Origin of the sequence: Terriglobus roseus (genome assembly GCF_900105625.1) — a bacterium.
Classification (GTDB): domain Bacteria; phylum Acidobacteriota; class Terriglobia; order Terriglobales; family Acidobacteriaceae; genus Terriglobus; species Terriglobus roseus_B.
Map to the genome: position 1 here is coordinate 199,158 of NZ_FNSD01000001.1, position 12,633 is coordinate 211,790.

Here is a 12,633-nt window from a genome sequence, read left to right on the forward strand (position 1 = left end):
GCCGACGGCCGCTGGTTAACCGCCACGCTGCTGTACTCTGCGACGACTTAGGGGGAACCATTCATACCTTTTTGCTTCTTGCACTGTTCGCCTTCCAATCGGGTGGGGCAGACCCACGCATCGGATCCTGGACGCTTGTCTCCGCGCAGTCGACCGTGACGCCGGCGAACAAGCTTTCCATCACCACGGAACCGACGGGAACGCATGTCGTGATGACCGGTGAGACGCATCTTGATTTCACAGCGAGCACCAATGGGAAACCGGCTCCAGCACCCGGCAACCTGGGCTTCAACCAGATCGAGCTGCATCGAGTTAGCAAGAAAGAAGCGGAAGTGCGCGAGAAGAAGGACGGCGCGCCGGTGGCCGCAGTGCGTGAGAAACTCTCAAACGATGGAGCTGTCCTGACCAGCACGACGACCTCGACCGGCCACACGCCCGTCATCACCGTTTGGACACGCACCGGTGGAACGAAAGACCCCAAGGATCCCTTCGCGGGCGAATGGACGCAGGACTTGGGCAAGACGCGCATGCAGCAAGGCTCGTCTCTGAAAATCGAAGCGGACGGCAGTGGTGGTGTGCGTTTCTCAAGCGACTACACCTACACGGCACGACTCGACGGCAAGCCTTACGACATGAAGGGCGGTCGCAATGATACCGTGGCGCTCGCCCTTACTGATCCGCGTACCGTCGATGCAACTTATCGACGGGACAACCAGGTCTCGCAGAAGGATCGCTGGCAGGTCTCCGCAGACGGCCTGCAGATGACGCTGACCAGTACCGCAACCCTGGAATCTGGCCAGCATGTCACTGAGAAGCTTGTCTTCAAGAAGCAGTAACGGACAGCGCGTTGGAGTCAATGAGCGCGTCGCTCGTTGACTCCTCGCCATCCTCGCGAACCGTAACGGAGATAATGCCCTTACGGTTCATGAACTTCAGGATGCCGTTCACCGTGTCCTCAAGCGATGGGTCCGGCCTGCCCCATGCAGACGCGTCGCGCGCCGCCTGGTAGGTCGTGCTCTCGTACCGCTTGAACTCCATCGAAGAGATGTTGTCGACCGATCCTACAAGGAAGTCGAGCAGTGGGAACAGAAGATCTTCCTTGCGGCAGCGACGAATCAACTCAGGCACAAAGTCGGGTAGGAGGAACGCCTCGAACTGGCGCCCCGTTGACTCCGTGATCAGCCGCGTGATGTCGGTCATGTTCGAGTAGTCATCGCGGACGACGTGGAATGTCTGGTTCGCCGTGCCTGGGCTGGTCGCGATCGCGACAATATTATTCGCAACGATGTCCGCAGGTACGAAGCTGACCTGGTTCAGAGTGTCGACGCCGATGCCGTGGTTGACCATGAAGGCGACGAGTCGAACCGCGATATCAAAGTTGTTCCCGCCACCATCGACCGACGGGCTAACCAGAGCTGGACGGAAGACCCGCACAGACAGCCCCTTTTCCTGCGCTGCGAATACGACCTGTTCCGCCACCCACTTCGTCTGGCTGTAGCCGAAGTCGAGCAGCGCCATCTCTGCGTTGCAATCGGTCTCAAACAGGGTGGGCTTATGGGCCCAGCCATGAATGAAGGTTGTCGAGACGTAGTTGAACTCCTTAGCCCGGCCCTCGAACGCAAGACGCAGAATCTCATTCGTGCCGAGAACATTGGCGTCGCGCATCATGTCGTAGTTGAACAGATAGTTCACGGTCGCACCGTTATGGAAGACGGTGTCAATGTCCTTCGTGAGGGTGTCCCACACCTCCTGCATCAGGCCCAGCCCCGGCTGGCCGAGGTCGCCGCAGACGGGCACGACGCGTTCGTCGAACATCTCCATCAAATCAGCGGGCACATGTCCCATCGACTGCATCGCAGCCTGCAGGCGCTGCTTGCCCTGGATCTCATCGGAAGCACGTACAAGCACGTGAATCATCGCGTCCGTCTGTTCCAGCAGGCTCTTCATCAGGAACGGACCAATGAAGCCTGTGCCTCCGGTGAGGAGGATCTGACTCGGCATCGGAATCTTCGGTACAGTGGCCGGTGCTGGCGGATCGAAGAGTAGCTTGGTATCCTCACGCATCATCTGCATCTCCAGCGCATTCTGCTCTTCGCGGAAGACCGAAAGGAACTCGCGCAGATGCAGGATGGCTTCCTCGGGAGCGCTCTCTAACTGGTCGGCCAGACCGAACAACTCTGCGACACTGACACGTTGCACCAGGCCGATATCGACCTGCCGTGCAAGTAGTTCCGCACCTTTGTCTTTCAGGAGTTCCTTCAACTCGTGCATGAAGCCGACCAGGTCCAAGGAATCCAGCCCGGCCTCAATCAGGTTATAGGTCTCCTGCCCCGTCAGGTTGTAGCGCGCCTTCAACTCTGCGAAGGGCGAGTTCATATCGGCGGTGATCTGCGCGGCGTCTGTTTCCCCCTCGCGCGAAAAGTCAGACAGCACGTTGAACTCTCCGGCGGTCCACATCTGTTTCGTCTTGTGCCGCATGATCTTGCCAGAGCTCGTGCGCGGTACGGCGCGCGGTGCGATGAGCGAGATTTTTGCGACTTCCACGTTCAGATAATTTCGGACGGCAGTCGCGATCTTGCGTGCGTCGGGCAATACCCTGGGGTTCTTCACTTCGACGACGATAGCCAGTGCCGGCTCATTCTCCTCGTGAATCTGGAATGCGGCAACGCAGTTGTGGCGGATCAGGCTGGATGACTTCTCGACGACATTCTCAATATCGTGCGGGTAATAGTTCTGCCCGCGGAGGATGATCATGTCCTTGATGCGACCGCAAACATAGAGTTCACCATCGTGCATGAAACCCAGGTCGCCGGTGCGCATGTAGCCATCGTCATAGGGGCTGTCATCCACAAGGCGTGCGCGGAACTGCTTCAGGGTCAATTCGGCATTGTTCCAGTAACCCTGGCATTTGCCGCTGCCCCTAAGCCAGATCTCCCCGATGCGTCCCGGCTCCAGCGCGAGGTGGGCCTCTGGGTCGACGATCTTCAGATCGAGGCCGGCCAGCGGTACGCCACAGCTGACGATCTGCTTCGCGGCGTCAATTTCGGACACTTCGGCCGTCATACGAGCCTTGCCCTGGGCAAGGGCTCGCTTGTTCACCGATACGATGTTGCGACCGTGAAGCGTGACGGCAAGCGTGTTTTCGGCAAGGCCGTATGCGACGTAGAAGCTCTCCGCCTTCAGACCGTAGGGCTCGAAGGCTTCGAGGAATCGCGTAAAGGTATCCGGCTTTACCGGTTCGGCGGCGCACATCAGCACCAGCAACGAACTCAGGTCGCACGCTTGCAGCGTCTCCTTTGGCAGACGCCCGGTGCGCAGGCAGTAGTCATACGCAAAGTTGGGCGCAGCGGTTGACGTTGCGCGGTACTTCGAGATCGTCTCAAACCACAGGACCGGTCGCTGAATGAAGTCCATCGGCGAGAAGCCGTACGTTGTGCCGCCGCGGAGAGCGGGATACAGATAGCAGCCAATCAATCCCATGTCGTGATACTGCGGCAGCCATGAAACTACAACTGGCGCTTCGTTCTCGATCACGAGTGGTGCGGTACTCAGGATGTTTTCGTGCGAGACGATGACTCCCTTCGGTTCCATGGTGGAACCGGAGGTGTACTGCAGAAAGAGGATCTTCGAGGGCTCAGCGAAGGGCACCACGTGCCTTGCATGCACAAACTCTTCGGTCGAGATCCAGGGCAGGCCGCTGATGTAATCGATGTCCACACCAGAGGTGGAGACGCCGCTGCGAGCCAGGTTCGTCTTCAGGGAGGCCTGGTAGTCGCGGTTCGTCAGGATGGCTGCCGCCTGGCAGTCCTTCGCGATATGAACCATCTTGTAAAGGGCGCTCTGGAAGCCACGCGAACTGGGCGGATAAACCGGCACGGGGATCAGGCCTGCGCGCACGCAGCCGAAGAACGCGCAGATCATTTCAAGCCCTGGTGGGTATGCGAGCAGCAGACGACTGCCCGGTGCGAATCGGTCGTCTTTCAGCAGGTGCTCAGCAATTGCCTCCGCGCGAAGCAGAAAACCAGCATAGGTGTAGCTTTCGGTCGGATCGCCATCCACGTCGAGAAACGAATACAGCAGCTTGTCCGGGTGCTTGTCTGCCAGTGTCTGCAGTTGCCCCAAAAGAGACGGCGTGATCAATCAGCGATCCTCCAAAAAGGTATGAATAGAACTCAGAAGCGAAGGAACGTTTTCTTGAGAGAGCGGGGTGGATCGAAGTGCAGGTGTTTCACTTTTAGACGGAATTGCTCCGTCGAGTGTGACTATACGCGTTCGAATTGTTCAGCCTTTGCGACATTTCCACCCTCCCGCGCAAGACTTGCGCCCGGATCCGTACGGAAAAACGTGTGTTGCATACGAATGCTTTCAGGTATTTACGTCCCGAGGCGCGAGGTGTCAGCCGGACAATGCGTTTTATGTGTGGTCACATCGTAGCAAAGCATTTTGACGATGCCATGTAACGTCCTTCACGAATTGTTCCCGACGTTCGCTCTACAATCGGGAGGCAAGAGATAGCCGAACCCAGTCGCGAGATCGCGAAGGTGTCAGGAGTGTTTGTGGCGCAAGCGATGATTGCTGAAGCACCGGAATTGGCTGATCTTGTCCCGCCGGAGAGCGCTCCGGCTCCTGCGGTCGATGGGGCAAGCGCATCTTCGTTCCCGAAGGTTGTACGTCGGCGACTGGAGCAGTACTTCGCGGAGGCTGCAATCTCACCAAAGGCCGATACGACCATGTGGGTGAAGATTGCGACCGGCGTAGCGGTCCTGGCTGGTAGCTGGATCGCGCTTTACGTCCTTCATCCTGCTGCCTGGATGTTTCTGGCGCTTTATCTCGTGGGCGGCCTCGCGCAGACCTTTCTTTTGCTGAACATTGCTCACGACAGCAATCACAACGCGATCTCCTCGAATCCGTTGATCAACAAGTCTTTGAATTACGTCTTTGACCTCTGCGGCATCAGTTCGTACATGTGGCGCATTCTGCATCATCGCGGCCACCACTCCTGCATCAACCTGCACGGCGAAGACGATGCAATCGAAGGACGTGGCCTGTTCCGGTTTACTCCCCACGATCCGCGCGCGCCGCTGCATCGCTTCCAGCACATCTACGCGCTGTTTCTGTATGCGCTATTTTCCTTGGAATACGTGTTCGTCCGCGACTTCCAGAGCTTCTATTTCCCCGGGCACGACTACCTCACAAGAACTCGACATCCGTTACGGGAATACTTCATCCTCTACGCGGGGAAGGCGTTTTACCTGAGCTACATGCTTGTGTTGCCCATCTTCGTGATGAAGGAACCGGTGTGGCTGGTACTAACTGCATTCTTCCTGGTTCACCTGGTCGTTGGGATCAGCGTTGTGCTCGTCTTCCAGACGACTCACGTTATCGAAGACACGTACTTTCCGTTGCATCGGAACGAGTTCGAAAACGGCGTGTATCACGTGTTTGCGACAACGGCCGACTATGCGACGGAGAACCCCGTTGTCGGCTGGCTCGTGGGCGGCCTGAATCATCACGTCGTGCACCATCTTTGCCCATACGTGTGTCACACCCACTACGCACCGCTGACCCGCATCGTGAAGCAGACTGCCGAAGAATTCGGCGTGCCTTATCGACAGCATCGCACGATGGCCGCCGCGCTCCGGCATCATCTGCTGTTGTTAAGGCAGTTGGGGAACGAAGACTGATGCTCCGCTCCGTTCCCGTTCGGCGATCCTTATCGCATGACTCACAGTTCCCTGCCGTTCCAGGCAACCACCAGAAAGGCTGGGCATGACCACGTCCGCGCTCATCCCTGCTGTCTCCCGTATGCGTTCACTTGCAGACTCGCGCGCGATGGCCAGCAATCCCACACAGGTTCTTTCGCAGTACAGCGCGGAGCTGGGAGATACCTTCCGCTTCTACCTGGGCGGCATCAAGGAAGCGATCGTCACGATCGACCCGGCCGTGATTGAGCATGTCTTAAAGGCCAACGCCAGCAACTACCGCAAGTCTGAGATCCAGGTGAAACGGATGGGCCACTTCCTGGGCAAGGGCCTGCTCACCACCGAGGGCGAGGCATGGAAGACGCAGCGCCGCCTGATCCAGAAGGGCTTCGACCGTAAGCAGCTCGATGCTCTGGCGATTATCATGCAAGACTCGCTGGCCGATTCGCTGCGAGACTTCGACGCACAGATCTACAATGGCCCCGTCGACATCTATCCGCAGCTCATGAAGATCACCTTCGCGATGGTCGCGCGCTCGCTCTTTGGTGCACGCCTTAAGGACGAGGACATTGAACTGGTCAGTCGCACTATTTGCGACGTTCAGGAATTCATCGTCAAGCAGACGCTGCAGCCATATCTGAACCCATGGTTTGAAGTATCGGGCGAGTTGACGAAGCATGAAGAGATGCGGCGTAGCGCGGACGCCGTGCTGATGGAGTACATCAAGAAGCGGCGCAATGAACCGCCCGCCCTGGACCTGTTGCAGACCCTGATGGACGCTCGCTACGCTGACGGGGAAGGCATGAGCGATGAGCTCATCCTGAGCGAGAGCATGCAGTTGCTGGTGGCTGGGCACGAGACGTCGTCCAATGCGCTCTCGTGGTTGCTGTACCTGCTAAGCTCACGCCCTGAGACCCTGGAGCGGGTACGTCAGGAGTTTGACGAGGTGTTGGGTGACGCCCCACTCGATCACGCCGATGTGACGAAGTGCGTCTACACAACGCAAGTCATCCAGGAAGGGCTCCGCCTGTACCCGCCCTTCTGGATGGTCGATCGGGAAGCGATTGCAGACGACCGCATCGGTGATGTTGTGATTCCTGCCGGCTCCATGGTCATCGTGCACGTGTACGGCGCGCACCACGCGTCGAAACACTGGCCGAATCCGGAAACGTTCGATACGGACCGCTTCATCAAGGGCAACGAAAAGCTGCGCGCACCCTTCACTTACCTCCCATTCGGCGGCGGCCCGCGAGGCTGCATCGGCAACAATTACGCCATGCTGCAGGTCCTGATGATCCTGAGCGACCTGTTGCGAAAGTACGATTTCCAGACCGTGCCCCACCAGGTCATTGAAGAGCAGGCAATGGTGATCCTGCGGCCGAGACACGGTATCCGGATGACCTTTACCAAGTCCCAGGAGCGCGCTGCGTCTATCGCTTAAGGCATTGCTTCTTCATGAGCGGTGGCCCACGACGGTCACACCCCCGAGCGCATTCAGCAGGTAGATGCGATCGCGCCCAAGCGTCATGGGCTCGTACACCGGTGTCCCGCAAGCCGCACGCTGCAGCACACGCGCATTCTCGCGGCTGATCGCAGTGAGCATGCCACCGCCGTCCACAGTCCATACCGCGTCCTGCGAAAGACTGATGGGAGAATACGGTCCATCGCCTGCCGGGTGTTGGAGGCCCTGGAGCGCATAGTCGCGCAGGACATTCCCGCTGGTTGGATGGAGCACTGTGAGACGATTCTCCGTTAGGAGATAGAGCTCCTCTCGATCCGGAGCCAGCGCAAAGTTTCGCACGCTTGCTGTCTGTGCCCGGTATTGCCACCGCAGCGAGCCGTCCGTCGTGTTCAATGCCAGGAGCAAGCCGCCTGTGACCGGCAGGAAAGCGATTCCGTTTCCGAGGACTGCATGGCCGAGTGTGGCGCCCGGTCGTTCGCCATGCAGCGCAAGCGTGTGACGTCCCACTTCAGCTACGGAGTAGCGCCACAGCTCTGTGCCTTCCCCAACTGTAAGACCGACACATTCCGATTCCTCGGATACGACTACGACACTCTCGTCAGCAGTCAGGTAGGAAAGCTCCCACTCGGAGGGTGCCGTCCACACCAACTCCTTTTTAAAAAGGTTCCACGCGCCAAGCTTTGGATACTCGAGGGGCGTGAGTACGAGATCCCCCACTATAGCGCTGTAGTTCAGCGTAAGCTCACCGACCTCCTGCCGCTCCACCTCCTCTCCGTTTCTAAGGTCCACGACGGAGAGCAAGCCGGGTGATGGCATGGTCAGCAGATGCCCCTGCCAGAGCTGGGATGTTCCCCATCCTACGTCTGAAGCACGGCTCCATAACTTGTCCTTCAGGTCAGCGTCATACGCCGTGAGTGTTCCGTCACGGGCGATGAGAAAGACTCGATCATCCTGTAGCAACGGGGGCTGCACAATGTCCTCGCACCGCGACGAAGTCCGTAAGCGCGTAACGGGCAGTAACAGCTCCGGCACCTGCGTTTGACGACGCATCGGGGAGCTATGCGCACATGGATGATATGCGCTCATTTGGGCCCTACACGCACTATGGACGGCAGCTTATCTTTAATGGCTGCAACCCTGCGCGGCGCGAAGGCGTCCTCGTATCCTCGCCATTTCTCTGCAAGTGCTTTGTCGAGTGCCTGCCCCATCTTCGCAATGATATCCGGCGCTGTGCCAATTCCGGGTCCGTCCTCGAAGGCCCAGATCAGGGGATCGCGCATGTTGTTGGTGGGCAGCCAGTCTGCCATGATCTGACGGCTGAACCCCTCCTGCGCAATGTTCTTCCATTCGCTCCAACTCTTTAACTCGATTCGGGTGCCATCTGCAAGTCGGACATCCACGACACGGTTGATCAGCGCGCCCGGGACAGGCTCTTCAAACGCCACGACCTTGTCCCATAGAGCGGCCTCTGTGAGGAAACGCAGCGTCCAGCGCGCCCCTTTCGCTCTGAGATAGGAACCTGTCAAACCATCCGGTCCCAGAAACTTGTCAACACCTTTGATCTTTGCGGCAACGTCGCTCAGGCGTTTCAGGTGACCCAACATCTCTTCCGGATCACCTCCTTCCGTCCTGCGAACCTGGTCGAGCGCGTTGGCCACCGCCTCCATGTCAAGCGTGCCGGCCTTACTGATCTCATCAGCAAGAGCGCGTGCTCGTTTCCACTTGCCAGGTTTGGCGGGATCAAGTGCCTCCACCGGGCCCTCCGAAAAGTTCGCAAGGACGTAGTCCGCACCGCTCCCGCGTGCCAGAATGGCAGCTTCGTTGCTGGCCTCCGCCTTGCTTTGTCCCCTGGCCGCCTTGCCTTTGGACTTCGCGGCGGCCTGTTCCAGGCCATCCAGCAGTGCGGTGAGTTCGCCCGGACCGCGGTTGTCATGGATGAGTCCCTTCAGAGTCCGGCGCGCCTTGGGAGTCAGCCGCATCGAGAGTTTCTTGATACGGGCCTGATCAGCCGGCGACGGCGGATCCATCGGGACACAGTCGCTGCCGCACTGCGTCAGCAGGTCTCGAACAACCGGATCCATCTCGGAATAGATCTTCCAGATATTTTTGCCGGGCGCCGTTTCGTCGCGGGTGCTCTCCAGCTTCTCGCGCGTGGGTTGCTCCAGTTCCGTGACCCACTCGTCGAAGGTGCGGGGAGCATTCTCCGCACGGTACTTAGCGGCCAGCACTGTGCCCACCATGATGCCCGCGTGAAACATCAGGCCGCCGATGATCTTGGCGATCTCTGCCTTCTGCAGTCCTTCGGGCATATCGCGGACGCGGTCAAGCTGATCCAGAGCGCCAACCGACATCATGAGGACACTGGAGCCCATCACTCCGAGACCTGTCACGATGAGGACTTTGCCGCCCGTGGTGCCCAGACGTATGGCCTGCATCCCGGCACGTGTCTCTGCCCCGACGCCAACAGCAGCGCCGACAACGTTCACTACATCCATCGCCAGCGCCAGGTCGAAGTGCAGCGTGTGATCGATGCCACGATGAATGATGTTGTAGATGGATGGAATTGCGCCGATCACCATGGCCGGCACCATCAGCACCATGCTTGCACCGCCGGTGAAGGGTGCTGCCGCGATGGCAATGATCGTCAGCAGCGTCGACGCATGGCCAGCCGCCTCCATGAAAAGCTTGCCTTCTGCGAGCGTGGGGACATCGATGGATTCGAGGACGCCGTCCAGCTTCACCGACGCCTTGCCGCGGCCATAGTCAGAATTCTTGAAGAGATCTTTCAGCGCTGTGACGATGGCATCATGCCGCGTGCCCGTGGCTTTGGCACTGGTGCTGGAAGGCGCAGTCGCATCATTCACGATGTATTCCGCAGTACCATCGCTGTTCTCAGTCCCCTTCCGAACCTCAATCAGAAGGTCGAGTACCTGGCCCGCATCGCTGATGTACACGGTCGGCAGCCGCTCGCTCTTAGCATCGAAGCCGCGCGCCTTCCGTGTGTTCAGAATGTCCTGCAGATGATCCGCGCGATCCTTGTCGTCCCCGGTTCCTGAGGTAAGTTGATCCCGTTGATAATTCAGCAGGCCTTCCACACCGCCGGTGATTGCGACCATCCGCTTGCGTTCGTCCTGCAGCTCCTTGCGCTTCTTTTCATCCTTGGTCGCCGCGAGTTCCTTATCGATCTGGCCGATCCGGGTGGATGCATCGTCTATCTCGCCAATGCTTCCCTGCAGATGCATCTCCGCCAACAGGCCGGGGTCACTCGCAAACAGCGGCATGTAAGCCGCGCTGGGTGGCCGTCTCATGACCACTTCCTGATCAGGCGTATAGGCCGCGATCGCGCGGACGATGTACAAGCCTTCATCATCGAAGCTGAAACGCGCTACGTAATGCGGATCGAAGAGTGTCTCCACCGCGGTCTTGACTATGTCACCCAAATCCGCCATCGCTGCATTCAGGCCGAGGACCGACATGGTCACGCTGGGCGCACCCATCTGGTCCCAAAGGGAGTTCGCGTAAGCGCGTACGTCCGCCTGTTGATAGCGCTGATTTTGCGCTATGCGATGGTCCAGGGTGGCCCAATGGCTTGAGCGGCGGCCGCTTCCCTTCAATGCCTTGTCCGCGTTGATGAGCTTGTCATCCGGAACACGAAAGACCTTGAATTCGTAGTGATGCGACTGGAACGCCGCCCAGATATCAGGAAATTCCACGTTCATCTGGAAGCCGTACTCCGAGCGGGTTGAGCCGTAGAGCTGTCCTTCAAGTTGTGGATAGACGGCAAGCGTTGCGGGAAATGGATCTGCCGTGTACTGCGAGGGATAGTCTGTGACGGTCTGGATGCCCTGAGCGCCAGACTCACCGGTTCGATAGGACTGCGCAACGGCGTAGCTGTCCATCAGCTTCTTACGCGCAACACTGCTGTTGAGCGCATCCAAGGTTAGCTTTGGCCTGGCATCTGCGTACGCAATCAGGCCGGCGGCGACCTGCAGCTTCGGCACTGCGTCCTCCGCCGCCAAGGATGGACGCTTTGGATCTGCGCCCTTCTGCCTTCCGGTGGGCCACATGCTCTGATACACGGGATGTGTGGCAAGCGCACTTTCTTGCCGGATCTCATCAAGCACATCCACGGGAGGAAGCAGGCTTGCGGCGACATCGTTCGCCGCCTGTGCCGCCGCCTGTTTTCCGGCATCTCCGGGGATCTTCCGGGCAGCGATGACATCCCGAAGCAACTTGGCACGCTGGGCCATCACTGCATCGAACAGCGGCTCAGAGAACCATTTCGGCATGCCTGGACGAACGAGTTGATAGGTAAACTCAGCAGCCTCGGCCAGCAGAAGCAGTTGCTCAAGCTCGGGAGCCAGCTTCACCTCAAGGCCGGCTTTCTGACATGCGCTCATCAACAGGCGCATGGCCACCGGCCTGGCAAAGGCTGGTATGAAGGGGTCTCCTTTCTTTGCGACGCGCCCCGCATAATCCGCTGCCGTGTAAGTCCCGCCCGGGGGTGAGTCGAAGAGTGGCCGATTGAAAACCTTTAAGAGTTCCGCGTTGACCCTTTCCCGAAACTCTGAGGTGTAGGCATCCCGGACGAGTGCCTTCAAGATCATGCCGAGCATCTGTGGATTCGTGGGGCCAGCCTGGAAGGTGGCACCGGCTTTCGGGTAGAAGATGAAGTGGTAGAGGCTTCCACCGATGCTCGCCTCTGGCGGATCGTCGTCGTCTTTCTTTTCCTGTCTCTGCGGAGAAATCACGCCGTAGCTGGACAGCGAATGCACCCAGCCACCTGCGCTGACCTGATCCCCGGCGCGCTCCGCCTCCTGCTCCAGAGCAGCCTCGCGACCACGTCCCGCTCCCGCAAGCACGGCTCCTCCCGTCTGCTGGACCACATGGATCAGTTCATGCGACAACAGGCGGCGGCCCGCTTCGCTGCGGGGATCGTACTGACCGCGAGCGAAGACGATATGACGATCTACGGTGTACGCCAGTGCAGAGACAGCGTCTGCAGACTTCGCGGCAAGCTCATCGGTGTGGACGCGCACATGCCGCAGATCGAGCCCGAGCCGCGGCTCGAAGAAAGACCGCACCACTGGATCGAGCGGCTCACCTTGCAGATCGAGCGCGCGCTGCACGATGTCCGGTACGTCCTCCTCGAGATCCCGCTGCGGTTCGGCGGGCGTAGCGGCCTTTCGCTGAAGTTGTTCTTTCTCTTTCTGACAGTGTTCACAGGTACCGCCGCAGGCACACGCTCTTTGCAGCAGACCGTGCGCGTGCGGCACGGCTTGCACCGTTATTCCGGGAAGGTGTTCGGCGCCCCGCTGCGCCTCGTATTCAAGGGGATCGTCCGCCTTCCCCAGCTTCAGGCGGACGCGCGGCAGAAGTGCCGGCAGCATGGGACGAACGGTCGGAACGGATGGCGTTCCAGTGCTCTGAACACGCGTTGAGCTCCCTTGCGCAGCGATCGACGGGCCG

Annotated in this window: 7 protein-coding genes; 4 read left to right on the top strand and 3 right to left on the bottom strand. The window is 59.1% G+C overall.

What is annotated here, in order from left to right; translation table 11 throughout:
• The first annotated feature begins 71 nt into the window (after positions 1–71).
• On the top strand, positions 72–836 hold the full coding sequence (locus BLW03_RS00830; protein WP_074651912.1) for a hypothetical protein: 765 nt from the start codon (positions 72–74) through the stop codon (positions 834–836).
• Here BLW03_RS00830 and BLW03_RS00835 read toward each other — a convergent pair.
• Positions 823–4,140, bottom strand: a complete 3,318-nt coding sequence (locus BLW03_RS00835; RefSeq protein ID WP_083350219.1) for a thioester reductase domain-containing protein — start codon at positions 4,138–4,140, stop codon at positions 823–825. The genes BLW03_RS00830 and BLW03_RS00835 overlap by 14 nt on opposite strands.
• A 428-nt stretch (positions 4,141–4,568) precedes the next feature.
• On the opposite strand from BLW03_RS00835, the gene BLW03_RS00840 reads away from it, so the two are divergent.
• Positions 4,569–5,684 carry a fatty acid desaturase family protein gene (locus BLW03_RS00840; protein ID WP_139285046.1) on the top strand — a complete coding sequence of 372 codons (1,116 nt, stop codon included), beginning with the start codon at positions 4,569–4,571 and terminating at the stop codon, positions 5,682–5,684.
• 85 nt (positions 5,685–5,769) lie between these two features.
• Entirely contained in the window at positions 5,770–7,143 is a 1,374-nt protein-coding gene (locus BLW03_RS00845; protein ID WP_074651914.1) for a cytochrome P450, read from the top strand.
• 12 nt (positions 7,144–7,155) lie between these two features.
• Here the strand turns inward: BLW03_RS00845 and BLW03_RS00850 are convergent, their stop codons facing one another.
• Together BLW03_RS00850 and BLW03_RS00855 are read right to left on the bottom strand one after the other, a co-directional pair.
• The gene (locus BLW03_RS00850) at positions 7,156–8,214 is read right to left on the bottom strand and encodes an outer membrane protein assembly factor BamB family protein (protein ID WP_074651915.1); all 1,059 of its coding nucleotides are present in this window, start codon (positions 8,212–8,214) and stop codon (positions 7,156–7,158) included.
• Between the two features lie 32 nt (positions 8,215–8,246).
• On the bottom strand, positions 8,247–12,203 hold the full coding sequence (locus tag BLW03_RS00855; protein WP_244501903.1) for an eCIS core domain-containing protein: 3,957 nt from the start codon (positions 12,201–12,203) through the stop codon (positions 8,247–8,249).
• Between BLW03_RS00855 and BLW03_RS20945 the strand changes: the two genes are divergently transcribed.
• On the top strand, positions 12,204–12,605 hold the full coding sequence (locus BLW03_RS20945; RefSeq protein ID WP_244501904.1) for a hypothetical protein: 402 nt from the start codon (positions 12,204–12,206) through the stop codon (positions 12,603–12,605).
• Positions 12,606–12,633 lie beyond the last annotated feature (28 nt).

Excerpts from the sequence above, each read along its gene's own strand:
- BLW03_RS00845 (WP_074651914.1), top strand. The coding sequence starts at position 5,770 with ATGACCACGTCCGCGCTCATCCCTGCTGTCTCCCGTATGCGTTCACTT.
- BLW03_RS00840 (WP_139285046.1), top strand. The coding sequence starts at position 4,569 with ATGATTGCTGAAGCACCGGAATTGGCTGATCTTGTCCCGCCGGAGAGC.
- BLW03_RS00850 (WP_074651915.1), bottom strand. The coding sequence starts at position 8,214 with ATGCGTCGTCAAACGCAGGTGCCGGAGCTGTTACTGCCCGTTACGCGC.
- BLW03_RS20945 (WP_244501904.1), top strand. The coding sequence starts at position 12,204 with ATGCCGCAGATCGAGCCCGAGCCGCGGCTCGAAGAAAGACCGCACCAC.